This window comes from Micromonospora sp. NPDC049374 (genome assembly GCF_040677165.1).
GTDB lineage: Bacteria > Actinomycetota > Actinomycetes > Mycobacteriales > Micromonosporaceae > Micromonospora.
Genome location: NZ_JBFAQH010000016.1, coordinates 78,739 through 95,697, shown reverse-complemented (window position 1 = coordinate 95,697; position 16,959 = coordinate 78,739). Strand labels below are relative to the sequence as shown.

The 16,959-nt window shown below is 71.4% G+C and carries 20 protein-coding genes; 7 read left to right on the top strand and 13 right to left on the bottom strand.

The window, feature by feature from the left end; translation table 11 throughout:
• Positions 1–38: 38 nt before the first annotated feature.
• From AB0J93_RS24375 to AB0J93_RS24345, 7 genes are all read right to left on the bottom strand, one after another.
• Entirely contained in the window at positions 39–788 is a 750-nt protein-coding gene (locus AB0J93_RS24375) for a lysophospholipid acyltransferase family protein (RefSeq protein WP_363924636.1), read from the bottom strand.
• A gap of 112 nt (positions 789–900) precedes the next feature.
• Entirely contained in the window at positions 901–2,961 is a 2,061-nt protein-coding gene (locus tag AB0J93_RS24370) for a glycogen debranching N-terminal domain-containing protein (RefSeq protein WP_363924635.1), read from the bottom strand.
• Positions 2,961–3,329 (bottom strand): SCP2 sterol-binding domain-containing protein, encoded by a 369-nt coding sequence (locus tag AB0J93_RS24365; RefSeq protein WP_363924634.1) that lies wholly within the window; start codon positions 3,327–3,329, stop codon positions 2,961–2,963. The genes AB0J93_RS24370 and AB0J93_RS24365 overlap by 1 nt, the downstream gene beginning before the upstream one ends.
• A gap of 206 nt (positions 3,330–3,535) precedes the next feature.
• On the bottom strand, positions 3,536–3,952 hold the full coding sequence (locus AB0J93_RS24360; RefSeq protein WP_093410484.1) for a CBS domain-containing protein: 417 nt from the start codon (positions 3,950–3,952) through the stop codon (positions 3,536–3,538).
• A gap of 188 nt (positions 3,953–4,140) precedes the next feature.
• Positions 4,141–5,163, bottom strand: coding sequence for an aspartate-semialdehyde dehydrogenase (locus tag AB0J93_RS24355; protein ID WP_363924633.1), 1,023 nt, complete (start codon positions 5,161–5,163; stop codon positions 4,141–4,143).
• 232 nt (positions 5,164–5,395) lie between these two features.
• Complete coding sequence (locus tag AB0J93_RS24350) at positions 5,396–6,748, bottom strand: pitrilysin family protein (protein WP_363924672.1); 1,353 nt, start codon at positions 6,746–6,748, stop codon at positions 5,396–5,398.
• 23 nt (positions 6,749–6,771) lie between these two features.
• Complete coding sequence (locus AB0J93_RS24345; protein WP_363924632.1) at positions 6,772–8,064, bottom strand: pitrilysin family protein; 1,293 nt, start codon at positions 8,062–8,064, stop codon at positions 6,772–6,774.
• A gap of 153 nt (positions 8,065–8,217) precedes the next feature.
• On the opposite strand from AB0J93_RS24345, the gene AB0J93_RS24340 reads away from it, so the two are divergent.
• Positions 8,218–8,952 carry a phosphodiesterase gene (locus tag AB0J93_RS24340; protein ID WP_363924631.1) on the top strand — a complete coding sequence of 245 codons (735 nt, stop codon included), beginning with the start codon at positions 8,218–8,220 and terminating at the stop codon, positions 8,950–8,952.
• Here the strand turns inward: AB0J93_RS24340 and AB0J93_RS24335 are convergent.
• Together AB0J93_RS24335 and AB0J93_RS24330 are read right to left on the bottom strand one after the other, a co-directional pair.
• Positions 8,919–9,134 (bottom strand): hypothetical protein, encoded by a 216-nt coding sequence (locus tag AB0J93_RS24335; RefSeq protein ID WP_363924630.1) that lies wholly within the window; start codon positions 9,132–9,134, stop codon positions 8,919–8,921. The genes AB0J93_RS24340 and AB0J93_RS24335 overlap by 34 nt on opposite strands.
• A gap of 97 nt (positions 9,135–9,231) precedes the next feature.
• On the bottom strand, positions 9,232–10,383 hold the full coding sequence (locus AB0J93_RS24330; protein WP_363924629.1) for an alkaline phosphatase PhoX: 1,152 nt from the start codon (positions 10,381–10,383) through the stop codon (positions 9,232–9,234).
• A 304-nt stretch (positions 10,384–10,687) separates the two neighbouring features.
• Between AB0J93_RS24330 and AB0J93_RS24325 the strand changes: the two genes are divergently transcribed.
• The 3 genes from AB0J93_RS24325 (at position 10,688) to AB0J93_RS24315 (ending at position 12,609) form a co-directional block, all read left to right on the top strand.
• On the top strand, positions 10,688–11,788 hold the full coding sequence (locus tag AB0J93_RS24325; RefSeq protein ID WP_363924628.1) for a 3-deoxy-7-phosphoheptulonate synthase: 1,101 nt from the start codon (positions 10,688–10,690) through the stop codon (positions 11,786–11,788).
• A gap of 376 nt (positions 11,789–12,164) precedes the next feature.
• Positions 12,165–12,374 carry a hypothetical protein gene (locus AB0J93_RS24320; RefSeq protein WP_363924671.1) on the top strand — a complete coding sequence of 70 codons (210 nt, stop codon included), beginning with the start codon at positions 12,165–12,167 and terminating at the stop codon, positions 12,372–12,374.
• 37 nt (positions 12,375–12,411) lie between these two features.
• Positions 12,412–12,609, top strand: coding sequence for a hypothetical protein (locus tag AB0J93_RS24315; protein WP_093410663.1), 198 nt, complete (start codon positions 12,412–12,414; stop codon positions 12,607–12,609).
• Between the two features lie 142 nt (positions 12,610–12,751).
• Here AB0J93_RS24315 and AB0J93_RS24310 read toward each other — a convergent pair whose 3' ends face one another.
• The 3 genes from AB0J93_RS24310 to AB0J93_RS24300 all read right to left on the bottom strand — a co-directional run bounded on the left by AB0J93_RS24310 (position 12,752) and on the right by AB0J93_RS24300 (position 14,008).
• Entirely contained in the window at positions 12,752–13,285 is a 534-nt protein-coding gene (locus AB0J93_RS24310; RefSeq protein WP_363924627.1) for a DUF1360 domain-containing protein, read from the bottom strand.
• Positions 13,286–13,361: 76 nt separating this feature from the next.
• Positions 13,362–13,685, bottom strand: coding sequence for a hypothetical protein (locus AB0J93_RS24305; protein WP_363924626.1), 324 nt, complete (start codon positions 13,683–13,685; stop codon positions 13,362–13,364).
• Complete coding sequence (locus tag AB0J93_RS24300; RefSeq protein WP_363924625.1) at positions 13,685–14,008, bottom strand: DUF6158 family protein; 324 nt, start codon at positions 14,006–14,008, stop codon at positions 13,685–13,687. The genes AB0J93_RS24305 and AB0J93_RS24300 overlap by 1 nt, the downstream gene beginning before the upstream one ends.
• A 121-nt stretch (positions 14,009–14,129) precedes the next feature.
• On the opposite strand from AB0J93_RS24300, the gene AB0J93_RS24295 reads away from it, so the two are divergent.
• Together AB0J93_RS24295 and AB0J93_RS24290 are read left to right on the top strand one after the other, a co-directional pair.
• Positions 14,130–14,597, top strand: coding sequence for a hypothetical protein (locus AB0J93_RS24295; protein WP_363924624.1), 468 nt, complete (start codon positions 14,130–14,132; stop codon positions 14,595–14,597).
• 26 nt (positions 14,598–14,623) lie between these two features.
• The gene (locus AB0J93_RS24290) at positions 14,624–14,971 is read left to right on the top strand and encodes a DUF3817 domain-containing protein (protein WP_363924623.1); all 348 of its coding nucleotides are present in this window, start codon (positions 14,624–14,626) and stop codon (positions 14,969–14,971) included.
• A 10-nt stretch (positions 14,972–14,981) separates the two neighbouring features.
• Here AB0J93_RS24290 and AB0J93_RS24285 read toward each other — a convergent pair whose 3' ends face one another.
• Positions 14,982–15,509 carry a DUF6232 family protein gene (locus tag AB0J93_RS24285; protein ID WP_363924622.1) on the bottom strand — a complete coding sequence of 176 codons (528 nt, stop codon included), beginning with the start codon at positions 15,507–15,509 and terminating at the stop codon, positions 14,982–14,984.
• Between the two features lie 459 nt (positions 15,510–15,968).
• On the opposite strand from AB0J93_RS24285, the gene AB0J93_RS24280 reads away from it, so the two are divergent.
• Entirely contained in the window at positions 15,969–16,940 is a 972-nt protein-coding gene (locus tag AB0J93_RS24280) for an NlpC/P60 family protein (RefSeq protein ID WP_363924621.1), read from the top strand.
• Positions 16,941–16,959 lie beyond the last annotated feature (19 nt).

Genomic DNA, 16,959 nt, shown 5'->3' with positions numbered 1-16,959 from the left:
CCTGAGCGGTAACCCGTGGACCGATCGAACCGAGGTGGTCAGGGAGTCGCGGAACGCCGGTCGTCGGCGTCGAGCACGGCGGCCTCCTGCGGGGTCGGCGCGCTGCCGCCGAGATGCGTTGGCAGCCACCACCGGTCCGTTGGCGTGGCGGGCTGGTCCGGGTACTCCCGCTGAGCCCGGTCGACAAGCGCGCTCAGCCGGGTACGCAGATCCTCGGTCATCGTGGCGGTGTCCGGGTACGCGGTCGGATCCATCGGTTCGCCGACCAGGATGGTGACCGGGGTGTGCCGGCGGGTGAGCGTACGTGGGCGCCCCTTCGTCCACAGCCGTTGGGTTCCCCAGAGCGCGACGGGCAGCACCGGTACCTGCGCCTCGCGGGCCATCCGGGTGGCTCCGCTCTTGAGTTCCTTGACGGTGAAGGAGCGGCTGATCGTCGCCTCGGGAAACACGCCGACCACCTCGCCCGAGCGCAGCGCCGCCACGGCGGCGGCGTACGAGTCGGCGCCGGCACGCCGGTCCACCGGGATGTGTCGCATGCCGCGCATCAGGGGCCCGGACACCCGGTGCCGGAACACCGAATCCTTTGCCATGAACCGGACGAGACGTCGGGATTCGAGGGCGCCCAGGCCGCAGAAGATGAAATCGAGGTAGCTCACGTGATTGCTGGCCAGTACCGCCCCGCCGGTACGGGGAACGTGATGGTCGCCCTCGACGGTGAGCTTCAGGTCGAGGACCCGGAACATCGTCTTGGCGGCGGCGATGACGGGCGGATACACGAGTTCCGGCATCCCGGAACTTTACCCCGAGTAGGTTACGCGCCGGTAGGGACGGTGGTCACCCCGACCTGCGGGGGCGCGGCCGGGTCGCCCGTCGCCCGGTTGGGCGACCCGGCCGCGCCGGTCACCCGGCGAGCGAGTGCAGGTCGACCCGGCCACGTGCGAAGGCGTCCACCAGGCCCCAGCGGCCGGGGATGTCCAGCACCTCGATCCGGCCCATGCCGACGGGCAGTCGCGGCTCGACCGCCAGGTGCCCCTCGTGTGGCTCCAGGCCGAGCATCGTACGCAGCAACAGCAGCGGGGCCCCCGTCGACCACGCCTGCGGACTGCACGCCGTCGGGTACTCCACCGGGAACTTCGTCTGCTCGCGCGGGTAACCGCCGAATGCCTCGGGCAACCGTCCGTCGAAGTACCGGGCGGCATCCAGGATGCCATTGGCGATCATGGCGGCCTCCTCGGCGAAGCCGTACCGGCGCAGACCCCAGGCGCAGAACGAGGTGTCGAAGGGCCAGACCGTGCCGTTGTGGTACCCGATGGGGTTGTAACGCACCTCGCCCTCGGCCAGGGTCCGCACTCCCCAGCCGGTGAACAGCCGCGGTCCGGCCAGGTGGTTGGCGATCTGCTCGGCCCGGTCGCCGTCGACGATCCCGCTCCAGAGCAGGTGGCCGATGTTGGAGCTGAGCACGTCGCACTGCCGTCCGTCCGGATCGAGCGCGAGCGCGTAGTAGCCGCCGTCCTCGACCCACCAGTCCCGGTTGAACCGCTCCTTGAGGGCCGCGGCCTCCCGCTCCAGCTGGTCGGCGTACGCCGGGTCACCCCAGAACTCACGGGCCAGCCGCGCGCCGCGCATCTTCGCGTCGTACGCGTACCCCTGCACCTCGCAGGTGGCCCGGGGAAACGGCGGCAGTGTGCCGTCGCGGTAGGAGATGGAGTCCCAGGAGTCCTTCCAGCACTGGTTCTCCAGGCCGGTGTCGGTGTTACGCCGCTCGTACCAGATGTAGCCGTTGCCGACCAGGTCGGCGTAGTCGTCGATCCACTTGAAGGCTCGGCGGCACTCCTGCTCCAACTCCTTGACCAGCGCGGCGTCGCCGCTCCACTGCTCGTACTCGTCGAGCAGCACCACGAACAGCGGTGTCGAGTCGACCGCTCCGTAGTACGGCGAGTGTGGCTGCTCCTCGAACGCGGCGCTCTCGCCGTACCGCATCTCGTGCAGGATCCGACCGGGATCCTCCTCCCGGAAGTCGTCGAACCGGGTGCCCTGCAGGGCCGCGAGGATCCGCAACGTCGTGGCGCTCATCTCCGGTGTGAACGGCAGTGTCTGCAGACAGGTCAGGATACTGTCCCGGCCGAACATGGTCATGAACCAGGGCAGACCGGCGGCGGGCAGGGTCTGACCACCCAGTGACAGCGGCGAGAAGCGCAACGCCGCCAGGTCGACGATGCACCTGCGGTACGTCGCGGCGAGTTCGTCGTGCTCGCTGTTCACCTTCGGCGCCTTGGCGATCCACTCCTCCAGGTCGTGTTGCAGAGCGAGCCGTTCGTTGCCGTGCACCTGCAACCCGAAGCGCAGGTCCCGACCGCCCGGGCCGAGCGCCAGCGTCTGCACGTCGATGTCCGTGGTCCACTGCTCGTTCGGTTCCAGGTGGATGGAGTACCCGAGGCCGTTGCGGTCGTACCGGGCCGGCACGGACGACGAGATGATCGTTTCGCGCTTGAAGTTGCCGCGGCGGTAGCCCAGGCGGAGTCGGTCCGGCTCGGCCTCGGCATAGATTTCGCCCTTCTTGTTGAGGATCTCGTCCTTGACCTCGAACAGGTCGGCGAAGTCGCAGCCGGCGTCCATCCGGATCTCCAGGTCGACCGCCTTCTCGTCGTGGTTGAGGATGGTGATGTGTTCCCGGAAGCTCCCACCGACCGCCCGCTCCCGGATGATCGACAGTTTCGCGTCGACGTAGTGCGTGGCCAGCCCGGGCACCAGGAAGAAGCGCGACTCGTAGTACTGGAGGTCGTCGTAGGAGAGGGCGTTCAGCCGCTCGCCGTTGACCGTGAGCACCCACTTGGAGAGAAAGCGGGTGTCGATGGAGAACAGGCCGGTCGGTTCGGTAGGTGTCGCCTCGATGTCCCCGGTGGCCTCGCTGACGACGAAGTTGTTGCCGTCGAGAATCCGTACGGTGTGGCTGGGCGCCATCACTGCACCCCCTTCCGGTAGCGCTGCGGTCCCCTGGCGTACGGCGACCCGGGAAAGATCCGTTCGACCTGCACCACCAGGCGGGCGTCACCGGTGACGGTCATGTCCCCCCGGAGCAGCGCCGCCAGTCCGTTCTCGCGGCCGGTGACCAGTTCCTCGAAGAGCGCGGGGCTGGTGCCGACCACCGTGTCGGCCTCCATGTCCTGCCGGCTCACCTGGATGTTCCCTCGATCGATCCGCATCAGCCAGTGCGTGGTCTGCGGCCCCTCGTGCAGGTCGAAGCGCAGGGCTCCGGAGGTCTTCGCCAGCAGAGGTTCGTATCCCTGCTGGTCGAGGTCCTCGAAAAACCGCGTGGTCGCGTCCGCCATCGGGCCCCTCCTCCCGGTCGCTCAGGTCCCGCAGGAGGGGTCCCCGACGCCCGGTGGCTCAACCTCACCCGCTTCGGGTGAGCCCTCGGGGTGGGAGGCGGGCCGGGTGGGACGGTCGCAGGCGCCGGTGTTCCGGACGGCGGCACCACACAGCACGAAGCCGGCTCCCGATGGCTCGGGAACCGGCTTCGCCTCTGCGGAGGCGATCAGTTGTTGGGATCGTCCGCGCTGATGTCGGCCAGCACCGACTGGGGCTCCCGCTCGACCGCCAGATCACCCATGGACACCAGGCCGATCAGCCGGCCGTCCTCCACCACGGGCAACCGCCGCACGGCGTACGTCCGCATCAGGTCGGCGGCGGCGACGGCATCGTCGTACTGACTCACCGTCACCACGTCCTTGGTGGTGATCTGGTTCAGCCGGGTGGTGTCCGGGTCCATGCTCTCCGCCACACCTCGGACCGTGATGTCCCGGTCCGTGACGATGCCGACCACGTTGTCCCCGTCGGTCACCACCACGTCACCGATCGCGGAGTCGCGCATCTCCTGGGCCGCCGCGACGAGCGTGGCGTTGCCGTCCATGGTCACCAACCGGGTCGTCATGAACTCTCCGACAGTTGTCATGGCACCTCCCTCTGGGTGTCGGGCAACCAGGGGTCTACCCGACCGCCACAGTCAGTAACGTGGCCGGTCGCCACCCAGGCGCTCCACGCCCAGCCGGGGCGGTCGGCGGTCGGCGGTCGGCGGTCGGCGGTCGGCGGTCGGCGGTCGGCCACCGTGGCCCCGTGGAAGTCGTCGTCCGGTGTCGGTGCTCAGCCCTCGGCGGCGACCAGCTCGGCGAGCTGCACGGCGTTGAGCGCCGCACCCTTGCGCAGGTTGTCGTTCGAGCAGAACAGCGCCAGGCCGTGCTCGACGGTCTCGTCGGCGCGGATCCGGCCCACGAACGTCGGATCCTGCCCGGCCGCCTGCAACGGCGTCGGCACGTCGGAGAGCGCGACGCCGGGCGCGTCGGTGAGCAGCTCGTACGCCCGCTGCGGGCTGATCGGCCGGGCGAACCGGGCGTTGATCTGGAGCGAGTGACCGGTGAAGACCGGCACCCGTACGCAGGTGCCGGAGACCTTCAGGTCGGGGATCTCCAGGATCTTGCGACTCTCGTTGCGAAGCTTCTGCTCCTCGTCGGTCTCGGCCGACCCGTCGTCGACGATCGAGCCGGCCAGCGGCAGCACGTTGAAGGCGATCGGCTGGGCGAACGAACGGGGGGCGGGAAAGTCCACCGCGCCGCCGTCGAAGGCTAGCCCGGAGGCGGTCTCGGCGACCTTGCGGACCTGCTCGTCCAGCTCGGCGACGCCGGCCAGGCCGGCACCGGAGACCGCCTGGTAGGTGGAGACGACCAGGGCGACCAGCTCCGCCTCGGCGTGCAGCGGACGCAGCACCGGCATGGCGGCCATCGTGGTGCAGTTCGGGTTGGCGATGATGCCCTTGGGTCGGACGGCGGCGGCATGCGGGTTGACCTCGGCCACCACCAACGGCACCTGCGGATCCATCCGGAACGCCGAGGAGTTGTCGATGACGACCGCACCCGCGGCGGCGACCCGTGGCGCCAACTCCTTCGCGGAGCCCTTGCCGGCCGAGAAGAGCACGATGTCCAGCCCGGAGTAGTCCGCGCTGGCTGCGTCCTCGACCGTGATCTCCTCGCCGCGCCACGGGAGCGTACGCCCGGCCGAGCGCGCCGAGGCGAACAGCCGCACCTGGTCCGCCGGGAAGTTCCGCTCCGCCAGCACCTGCCGCATCACGCCACCGACCTGGCCGGTGGCTCCCACAATGCCGATCCTCATGCCCGCGAGGCTACCCAGCCCGGTGCCCGGACCGGGAACGCTTTCCCACCGCCGGGGATCCCACCGGCAGAGCCGAGCCGGTCCGGTCCGGGACAGTCGCCCCTCGCCGGCCGGTTCGGCCGGAAGAACACCGCCGCGCCACCGTCGCCGACCGCAGCATCTCAGCCCGGCCCACCTTCGCCGCGACCGACGTCACACTCCCGGCCGGCGGGGCCGATCAGGCCAGCGGCGGTCAGCTCGCCGACGGGTGGTCGATCAGCTCACCGAGACCGGTGGCCACCAGCTCGTCCCTGATCACCGCGGCGTCTCCCTCCACCACCAGGGTCAGCGACTCCGGGCGCAGGTGGGTGGCGGCGGCCGCCGAGACCTGGGCCACCTGAGCACCGAGCAACTCCTCGCGCAGCCGGGCGTGGTAGTCGTCCGGCAGGTCGTGCACCACAAGCGTGCTCAACGCACCGGCGATGGCCCGTGGGCTCTGCAACTCGACCGAGAGCTGGCCCGCCCGCCAGGACCTTGCCACCGCCAACTCGTCCTCGGTCACCCCACCGGCCCGGGTACGCGCGATCTCGCCGACCGCCTCGACCAGCGCCGGTGCGGTGACGGCGGTCTGCACCCCCGAACTGACCGCGAACCGGCCGAACCGGCGGGAGGAGGCGAAGTCGCCCCGGATGCCGTACGTGTAACCGCGAACCTCCCGGATCAGATGGTTCAGCCGGGAGGTGAACGCCCCGCCGAGCACCGTGCCGGCGAGCGAGATCGGCACATGGTCCGGGTGCGCCCGGTGCGGTCCGGGGTGACCGAGCCGCAGCGTGGACTGCACCGATCCGGGCCGGTCGACGAGGATGATCCGCCGCTCGGCGCGCACCGGCACGTCGATCGGTGCGCCCCGGTCCACCGGCCCGCCGCCGGTCCCGGTGAACGCCGTGGCGGCGAGGGCGTCCAGGTCGAGCCGGTCCAGGTCGCCGGCGACGACGAGGGTGCCCGGACGGATGAACCACTCCGAGTGGAAGACGGTGACGTCCTCCACGTCCAGACCGGCCACCGAGTCGGGGTCGCCGTACATCGGACGGCCCCAGCGGTTGCCGGCGCCGAACAGGTCGGCGCGCAACGCCGCGTCGGCTCGCGGCCCCGGGTTGGCCCAGTCCATCCGCAGTGCGGTCACCTCGTCGTCGCGGACCCGCCGGACGTCGTCCGAGTCGAGCCTCGGGGTGCGCACCGCCTCGGCGAGCAGTTCCACCGCCGCGCCCAGCCGGCCCACCGGCACCTGCACGCTCGCCTGGAAGGTGTCCCAGTCCAGCCCGGTCACCAACTCGGTGCCGAGCGCCTCGATGGCCAGCGCGTACGCGGTGGCGTCGCGTTGGGTGGTGCCCTCCTCCAGCGCCTTGGCCAACACCCCGCCCAGCCCCTCGCGGCCCACCGGTTCACGGCCGGCGCCGGCGTCCAGCAGCAGCATCGCCACGGCGAGGTTCTGACCCGGCAGGTGCGCGGCGACGACCTTGCCACCAGCGACGGAGCGGCGGATCACCTGGGGAAAACGGTACGGGCGGGCCGCACCCGGGCCGGGCCGGTCAGCGATCAGGGTCACTGAGGGCCGCTCACTGCTCGCGCTCACAGCTTCTCCTCGGGAAGGTAGGTCAGGGTCGCCCGGTTGTCGGCGGCGAGCGTGTCGGCCGCCACCTCGGCGATCTCCTCGGCGGTCACCGCGAGCCAGGCCGGTAACCGTTCGGCCACCGTCGCCGGATCACCGAACTGGGTGGCGTACCGGCTCAGCGCGTCCGCCCGGCCGTCCACGGTGGACATCTGCCGCCACCAGGCGGTGGTCAGCAACGCCTTCGCGCGGTCCAGTTCGGCGGCGGTGACCGGCACGCTCGCCAGTTCGTCGACCACCTCGGCGAGCCCGGCGGCCAACCGCTCGCCACTCACGCCCGGGCGGGCGGTGGCGGTGGCGATCAGCGGTGCCGGTGCGTGCGCCAGATCCACCCCGTACGCCCCGACCAGATCGGGCTGGGCGATCCGTTCACCGTCGGCGAGCCGCTGGTAGAGCCGACTGCCCCGACCGCTGCCGAGCACGGTGGCCAGCACGGTCACCACGTCGTAACCGGGGCTGCCGAACGGGTGGGTGCGATGCGCCACGTACACGCGGGGTGCCGGAACCTCGGTGACCACCGTCTCCTCGGCGGGCACTCCGGTGGCCGGCACGACGCGACCGTCGGGCGCCGGGGGGATCTCCGGCCGGGGCGGGATGCCGCCGAAGTACTTCTCGGCCAGGGTGACGACCTCGTCGACGGTGGTGTCGCCGACCACGGTGAGCACGGCGTTGTTCGGCGCGTAGTAGGTCTGGTGGAACGCCTGGAACGTGGCCAGGTCGGCGGCGTTCAGATCGGCCATCGACCCGATGGTGGCGTGATGGTACGGGTGACCCGGCGGATAGAGCAGCGGCAGCAGCCGGAGCCAGGCGTCACCGTAGGGCACGTTCTCGTAGCGCTGCCGGCGTTCGTTCTTGACCACGTCCCGCTGGTTGTCGAGCGTCTCCTGGGTCAACGCCGGCACCAGCCCGCCCATCCGGTCGGCCTCCAGCCAGAGCGCCAGCTCAAGGTGCTCCGCCGGGACCGTCTCGAAGTAGTTGGTGCGGTCCGGGTTGGTGGTGGCGTTCAGCGAGCCACCGGCCCCCTGGACCAGCTTCATGTGCTCGGTCTTCGCGACGTGCGTCGAGCCCTCGAACATCAGGTGCTCGAAGAGATGGGCGAAGCCGGTCTGTCCGACCGGCTCGTGCCGGGAACCCACGTCGTACCAGAGGTTGACCGCGACCGCCGGGGCGGTGCGGTCCTCGCTGACCACCACGCGCAGGCCATTGTCCAGTCGGGTCGTCGAGATCGGCCAGGGGTAACCGCTGTCGGGCATGGCACCGACGCTATCCGATCTTTCGCCCCGGCAGGCCCCGGGACGCCCACCGGCGAGCCGTGCCGACGGGTCGCTGACAGACGCGACGGCGGCCCGTGACGCGGCAGTACCGGAAGGCGGCATCGACGGTACGGCCCTGGGTATGCGGAAGGCATGCCGACGACTCCCTGGCCACAGCCTGCCGTCATCACCGAACGAGCGGCACGGGCCCTGGCCCGTCTCCGCCGGGGCCGGATGCTGCACCCGGCTGGCCGGTCCTTCGCCGGGGAGGTGCTCGTCTGGGGTACGTCCGGTCCGCCGACCGGGGTCCGGCTGCTCGACCGGCCCGGGCACTACCCGGCCATCGTCCGCCTCTCCAAGGGAACGCCCACCCCGGACGCCTGGCCCGACGTGCTCGGCCTGGCGGTGCGGATCCACCGCCAGGCCGGACGTCCGTTCGACCTGCTGGTCAGCTCCAGCGCCGCCGCGCCGGTGCTGCGACACCTGCCGCTGCCCCGTCGCCGGTTCACCGGCACCTACAGCTCGATCATGTCGTACCGGACCGGTCGGCGGCGGCTCTGTTTGGCCGCGCTGGCCGACCCGGAATCACCCGACCTGGGCCACGACCTGGCCGGCCTGTCCACCGCGGTGGCGGCCGGCCGGCCGGGGCTGGTCCTCGCCGTCGCCTCCGCCGCCGGGCCGTGGCGGCCGTTCGGGCAGGTCACCATCGGCGATCAGCTCAGCGCGCGGGACGACGCCGCACTGGCCTTCGACCCGGTGGGCAACATCCCGGAGGAACTGCGGTTGGCCGGCCCCCTGGCCTGGCTGCGCCAGCACACCTACCGAGGCTCCCGCCGCGGGCGTGGCGCCACCGCTCAGTCCGGCGGTTCGACGGGGTTGACGGTCTGATCCGAGGTACGCCGCTCCAGCACCGTGTCGGGGGCGACGTTCTGGTCGGCCTCCCGGGCGTCGGACTCGGCGAGGATCGCGCCGGCCTGGGCATGCGCGTCGTCGCTGCCGGCCGCCGCCTCCTCCGGTAGCAGGTGGGCGCGGGACTCCACCCGCTCCTGGTCGCTTCGCTCGTCAGTCATGCCGCTCCTCATACCCCGCCCCCGTCTCCCGCACTCGGGCAGGGCCGGGCCCCTTCTTGGCGACGGAGGGGCCCGGCCGGTCACCTCGAAGCTCGGCTCAGCGGAACGGCCCGCGCACCTCGTAGGTGATGCCACCGGACGAGGAGCCGGAGGTGCCGCGCTGCGACGAGAAGTACAGCCGGGTGCCGTCCGGCGAGAACGCCGGCCCGCAGATCTCCGAGGAGGACTGGCCGGTGATCCGCAGGAACGGCGCGACCACCCCGGCCGGGGTGATGATGTTGATCTCCATGTTGCCGCCGTCCTCGGCCACGAAGAGGTCGCCCGAGCCGGTGCCGGTGATGTTGTCCACCCCGGTCAGCGGCGCGGAGCCGGAGACCAGCGAGTCGTCGTACGCCAGGTCGATGCGCTGGTTGACCGCGTCGTACGCCCACACCCGGTTGTCGCCCTTGGTGGTGAACCAGCAGGTGCCGTCGTCGTACCAGCAGCCCTCGCCACCGTTGAACCGCTTGGCTCCGGAGACCTGGCTGCGGGTCACCGTCGGGGACCCGTCCGGGTCCGGTACCCGCGCCCAGGTCACCGGGCCGCTGGTGGCGGTCCCCGCGACCAGCACCTCCAGGGTGCCGGCGGAGAGGTTGCCCCAACTGTTCGGCCGGAACCGGTAGAAGCAGCCGTTGCTCTCGTCCTCGGTCAGGTAGATCACCCGGCGGTCCGGGTCGCAGGCGGCGGCCTCGTGCTTGAACCGTCCCATCGCCGGCCGCTGCACCGCGGCGGTGCCGCCCTGCGGGTACGTCTCATAGACGAACCCGCGGCTGACCTCCTCGCAGGAGAGCCAGGTGCCCCACGGCGTGGCTCCTCCGGCGCAGTTCTGGTTGGTGTTCGAGAGGATCCGGTACGCCGAGGCGATGCTGCCATCGGCGTTGAAGCGGACCGCCGAGGCACCGCCGCCCGGGGTGATCTCGGAGTTCGAGACGTAGATCCAGCCCGTGCCGGCGACGAAGCAGGCCCCGCCGTCGGGGGCGTCGTGCCAGGTGTACGACGTCCCGGAGACGGTCCGGCGGGACCGGGCGATCACCCGGCTGGTGAATCCGGTGGGCAACTGGATGCCGTTGGCGTCGGCGCTCCGGAGCGAACCGTACGGGCTGGGGCCGGGCTGGGCGGGTGCGGCCACGGCGGCACCCGCCCACAGGCTGCCGGAGAAGGCGGCGGCACCACCGGCGACGGTGGCGCGCAGAACGGTACGACGATCCATGGGGGACCTCCGGATGATCCGCGTTCGGTGACGCTGGAAGTACCGGGGAGTTTTATCGATGCCGATGAACGCGAGGCGAGGCTTTGTCGACGAGGGGATGAGCGCTCGGGCGCGGTCGGGTACGCTTACCGCCGTGACGCACTCGTATCGATGGTTTAGCCAGCCGGCTCGCAGGCCGGTGACTTCGCCATGATCTGACGTCACCGTTGTCGAGCCGGCCGGGCAGGAGCTTTCGTTCCTGCCCTTTCGCGTACGAGCAGCCGGCTCGACCCGGGCACCGGCCCCGGGTGCGGTCGGCGGAAGGATGCCCACCGTGACGACCCCGGAGAACCACCGGGTCATCGACCAGCGGATCGACCGTGTCGTACCGCTGACGACCCCGGCCCTGCTGCTGCACGAGTTGCCCCTGGACGACGCCCTCACGGCGGCCGTACTGGCCGGCCGGCGGGCGGTCGGCCAGGTGCTCGACCGGACCGACGACCGGTTGCTGGTGGTGGTCGGGCCGTGCTCGGTCCACGACCCCGCCGCTGCCCTCGACTACGCCCAACGGCTCCAGGCGGCGGCCCAGCGGGTCGACGAGGACCTACTCGTCGTGATGCGGGTCTACTTCGAGAAGCCGCGTTCCACCGTGGGTTGGAAGGGCCTGATCAACGATCCGGGGCTGGACGGTTCCGGAGACGTCAACACGGGTCTGCGTCGGGCCCGGGCGCTGCTGCTCGACGTGCTGCGTCTCGGCCTGCCGGTGGGCTGCGAGTTCCTCGACCCGATCACCCCGCAGTACATCGCGGACACCGTCGCGTGGGGGGCGATCGGGGCGCGCACCGTGGAGAGTCAGGTGCATCGCCAGCTCGCCTCCGGGCTGTCCATGCCGATCGGCATGAAGAACCGTCCCGACGGCAGCATCGCCACCGCGGTCGACGCGATCCGGGCCGCCGGCGTGCCGCACGTCTTTCCCGGCATCGACGTCTCCGGCACTCCGGCGATCATGCACACCCGGGGCAACGCGGACGGGCATCTGGTGCTGCGGGGCGGCGGCGGCCGGCCGAACTACGACGCCGCGTCGGTGGCCGGCGCACTGGACCTGCTGCGAGCCGCTGGGCTGCCGGAACGTCTCGTGGTGGACGCCAGTCACGCCAACAGCGGCAAGGACCACCGTAACCAGCCCGCGGTGGCCGCCGACGTGGCCGCGCAGATCGCCGCCGGTCAGCGGGGCATCGTGGGGATCATGCTGGAGAGCTTCCTGGTACCGGGTCGACAGGACCTCGACCCCACCCGCGAACTCACCTACGGCCAGTCGGTCACCGACGCCTGCATCGGCTGGGACACCACCGACGAGGTGCTGGCCGACCTGGCCGCCGCCGTCCGCGCCCGCCGCGCCACCACCTCCCTCCCCACCCCCGCCTAACCTCCCCCTCCCCCTCACCCCTCCCCCCACCTTCGTGTTGATCATGAGGTTAGCGGCAGTGTTCGATCTCCACGGTGCCGCCAACTTCATGATCAACGCGACGGGGCGAGGGGTGAGGGCGAGGGAGGTGGGGTGGGGGGTGGGGGGTGGGGTGGGGGGTGGGGTGGGGGGTGGGGGTGGGGTGTTTTGGCGGGGTGGGGGCGGGTAGGTCACGCGGGTGACCGACGACGTACCCGTGACCGAGGCAGCCACGGCACCCACGACGCAGGCTCGGCTACCCGACGCCATCCTGGCCGACGTGCCCGTGGTCGACACCGCCGGGCTCGATCCGCCCACCACCGACCTGCCCGGCACGGCTGCGGCAGTCGGTGACGAGGTGGAGACCGATGAGGTGGACACCCGTCCGCTCGACGAACTGCTCGACGATCTCTACCACGGTCAGGAGCGGATCAGTCAGGTGGACATCTACCGCCGCGCGGTCGCCGCGGAGCTGCCGGCACAGCTGCTGTCCCGGCTCAACGCGCTGCCGCAGGGCGAGTACGCGGTCGACGAGGTGACCGACCTGCTGGGTGGCTCGGCGGGGTGACCAGCCCGCCGGCACCGGCGACGAGGAGAGGAACACGATGACGCAGCGCGAGGAAGACCAGCACCCCCATCCGCCCGCGCTCGGCCAGCCACCGGAGGGGACGGACACCCTGCCGGAACCCGACTTCGCCAACGAGCACGACCGCACTGCCGTCGACCGGGACATCATCACCGGTGCCGACGAGGACGAGCGGGAGCCGGAGTCGCCCCGCGGCTGGTCCGGAATGCAGCGCTGAACCGCCGTCCCGCCGCTGCCTGAGGCCCCGCGCGACACGCCAGGCAACCTGAGTCGACCGGGCACGTGCCGCCGGCAACCGGTCAGACAGCAGCAACGGCGAGGCCGACCCGCTTCCCGGGTCGGCCTCGCCGTACCTACCGTCAATCCTCCTCGCCACCGCCCTCGGCCGCCTGCTGGGCCACCGCGTACCCCATCTGCAGGAAGTCGGAGGCCGCCACCGCGGTCAGCGCCGTGGCGACGAGCCGGGTCAGTCGCGGCGCGAGCACCAGCCCGCCGGTGAGACCGGTGGCCACCCACACGGCCAGGCAGAACGGGCAGCTGAGCAGCTCGCCGATGGCATGGCGGGTGGAGCTGCCCGAGTCGCGTACCTGCTCCATCACCTCGCCGCTGCCGATCGGCCGGTCGTACCGGGTGAAGGGGGCGCGCAACGGACTGGTCACCGCGTCCTTGGACAGCAGCCGGCTGAGCTTGTGGGTGGCGATGGCGAGCAGCACCACGTCCGACGTGGCGGGTCGCTCGGGCACGCTTCGCCCGGTCACCTTCACCAGGCCGGCGATCGCGCCGGTCACCCCGGCGTAGGTGCCCATCGCCGCCAGGTAGCCACCGAGCGGGCGGTGCTCGTGCGGCGCGTACGCCTGGCGCAACCGCGCCACCTTCTGCTTCAGATCGCTCACCCGGCCTCCTCTTCGGGTCACGCTTCGATTTCGCCGCGGTCCGGCGGCGGGTCCGATCGAATCAGCGCCGGCCGAGTCAGCCGGCCTGCAGGTTGTCGGCCACCTCGCGGGCGAGGCTGTTCAGCGCCTCGTCGGCGAGCCGGTCGACGTTCTCGCCACCCCCGCCGAGTTCCAGCCGGAGCCGCGAACCGCCCGCGTCGACCGGTTCCACGTGCAGTTCGGCCGACCAGTCGGCGCCACGGGCAGTCCAGCGGGCCCGCAGTTGACCGGCGTCGCCCTCCCGGGCCGGGTCACTCGACAGCAACGGCTCGGGCAGCCAGGAGGAGATCCGGTCGGGATCGGTGGCCGTGTTGAACACCACCTCCGGGGGCGCGGACACCCCCCGCTCCGCGTACGCCATCACGCGTCCCGCAGCCGGCTCGGGTCGACCTCGCGCCCCGGGTGACGAGCGAGGTACTCGGTCTCCAACTCGGCGGTGCGCCGCAGGTGATTGGCGAGCGCCGAGTCGGTGGCGTGGCGCAGCGTGTCCAGACGGGTGCGATGCAGACTCTGCATCTCCCGAATGAGATCCTCCTCGCCCAGCTCGGCGGGATCGATGCCGAGCAGGTCGGCTTCGGGTGCGGGGGCCGGTGTCCGGTCGTCGCCCCACTCCGGGATCCGCTGCTCGGGGCTCACCTCCGTACCGCCGGTGGGAAATCCGTCCGGTCGTCCCGATGCCGTCATCTCGCCCCCTCATCCGTCCTGGGCTGGCGTCTGTACGGTTGCCCACCCCGGGTGTGGCCAAACCCCGCCGCACTACGACACCGCGTCGGAGAAGGCGGTCGGTTTCGGTACCCTCGTGGACATGAAGCGGCTCTGGACCCCGGCGTGGATCGCTCGCCACGTGGCCATGGTCGTGCTGGTGACCACTTTTCTCGGTCTGGGTTGGTGGCAGGTCAGCCGGGCCGCAGCGGGTAACGCCATAAGTTGGGGTTACGCCGTGGAGTGGCCGATCTTCGCGGGCTTCGTGGTCTTCGTATGGTGGCGAGAGGTACGCCACACGCTACGCACGGTCATCCCGCCGAACCGGGACCCGGTCGTCCTGGCGTCCGCCGGTCGTCCGGCCGACTCAGCCGAGCCCGACGTCACCGCCTCCGGCTCGGCCGACCCCGCCCGCACCGACCAGCCACGGACTGGGATCCGACGCCCGGTGCGGGTTGCCCGGGTCTCCGCCGGCCCCGGTGAGGACGACGCCGACCTGGTCGCCTACAACCGCTACCTGTCATGGTTGAACGCCAATCCGGGCGCGAGGCCCGGCGACTATCCCGGCTGAGCCGGGCCCGGAAGGACGGACGAGAAGTGCGCGCTGCCCTCACCCGCTACCGCGTGATCGCCTGGGTCGTCGGCGTGGTGCTGATCCTGCTGGTCGTGATCGGCATGCCACTCAAGTACGGCTTCGACAACCCGATCGTGGTGGAGACCGTGGGCCAGGCACACGGCTTCCTCTACATGGTGTACCTGGTCGCCGCGTTCGACCTGTCCCGGCGGGCCGACTGGCCGCTCAAGCGCATGATCCTGGTGATGCTGGCCGGCACCGTACCGTTCGTCTCCTTCTGGGCGGAGCGGCGGGTGAGCGCACTGGTCACGGCCGAGCAGCGGGAGCGGGAGCAGGCGCAGGCGCAGGCGCCCGAGCCGATCGCCGGCTAGCGGCCCGGCCTCATCGTCGCGGTCGCCACGGGTCGACACCGGCCAGCGGGTCCTCCCAGCCGCCGTAGCTGTTCATCTCACGGGCTCGGCGCAGTGCCCGGCTCACCTGGCCGAACTGGTGCTCGTCGTCGCTGCTGAACAGCAGCTCGTCGGTCCCCGCCCGGCGGCCCCACAGCTCGTAGGCCGGTGGCCGCCAGCGGTCACCCGCCGCCGCGAGCAGCACCGGCACCAGGAACACGGCACCGAGCAGAAGGTACGCCCCGGCGGTGAGCCGTTGCAGTCCTCCAGTGAACCCCAGCAGCAGTCCCACCCCGCCGATCACCACCGTCGAGACCAGCACTGCCCGGGTCGCCGCCCGGTCGTGCGGGCCTCGGGTGCTGTGCAGATGGGTCAGCTCGGCGACGCGCCAGCTGCTGCGGCCGACGGTGAACCGGTCGACCGTGACGATGATCCCGGGCCGGGCGTAGAGCAACGTCGGCCCGGTGCCGGCGCCTCGGGGTGTCCGTGGCGTCCGCGTTGTCGCGCCATCAGGATTCACGCCCCCTCCTCCCACGGCTGGTGGCACCGGGTCGGTCTCCGTCGGCCTTGCGCATTGACGCCGGTTGACGGGATTCCCGGTCGCGCGATTCATTGTGGGCCGCCCGCGCCACTCCGGCCGCGACGTTTCCGATGGTCAGGGGCTTGCGAGCGGTCGACGGCGCCGGAAAGAGCCCGTCAAGTCCGGCTTGTCGGTCAAAACGTCCCTGCATCCGACGTCATATGCCGGGAGCGACCAGTCCGACATGTCGCCGATAACCTGCTTGACGCTGGTTGTCGCTGCGTGTTCCGCCACAGCACTCCCAGTGGTCCCGGCTTTCTCTGCGGATGACTCCCGTCCCGTACTAGGTTGGGCAGGTCGGCCCGGCCGGCCGCCGTCCACCCGGACGGCACCGGGCCGTCGCCGTCGCGGAGCCTCATCCGCCCCGCGCCGGCCCCCGGGAGAGGAGCATTCGGGCTCTTGTCGTCCCTGACGCACACGCTGCGAGCCCTGACGGTCGCCGCCCTCACGCTGGCGCTGCTCGTGCCGGCGACGGTGGCCCGGGCCGAACCTTCCCCCGCCGACCTGACCCGGCGGATCGAGAAGGCCTCCGTCGAGTTGGAACGCGTGGTGGAGGCCCACAACGAACTGCGGGAGAAGATAAAGGAGAACCGCGCCGCGGTGGAGCGGTTGCAGGACCGGATCGGCCCGCTGGAGCAGCAGGCCGAACAGAGCCGGGCGGACGTCGGCGAGTTGGCGGTGACCGCGTACAAGACCGGCAACCTCGGCACCGTCGACGCGTTGCTGCACGGCGGTGACTCGACCTCCGTGCTGGACCGGCTCGGCACGCTTGACCACCTGACCCGGCAGCGGCAGTCCACCATCGCCAGCTACACCGCCGACCAGCGGCGGCTGCTCGACGAGAAGACCCGGCTGGACGTCACGCTCAGCCGTCAGGCGGCGCAGTCCCGCGAACTGTCCTCGGCGAAGAAACGGATCGAGCGCGATCTCGCCAAGCTCTACGAGATGCGCCGTCAGGCGTACGGCCGGGCGACCGAACGAGCGACGAACCGGGCCAGCAGCGCCCAGGACGCACCCGCCGTCTCTGGCAAGGCCGGCGTCGCCGTCCGGTACGCCTACGGCGCGCTGGGCAAGCCGTACGCCTGGGGCCAGGACGGGCCGGGCAGCTACGACTGCTCCGGGCTGACCTCGGCTGCGTGGCGGGCGGCGGGCCGGTCCCTGCCGCACAACACCCGGATGCAGTGGGGCGTGGTGGCCCACATCAGTCGCAGTGAGCTGCGCCCCGGCGACCTGGTCTTCTACCGCAGCCTCGGCCATGTGGCCATCTACGTCGGCGACGGGCAGGTCATCCACGCGCCGACCTTCGGCCGCAACGTGGAGAAGCGATCCGTGGACCTGATGTCACCGTACGGTTACGGTCGGGTGCGTTGAGCCGCCGGTCGTGACGTGC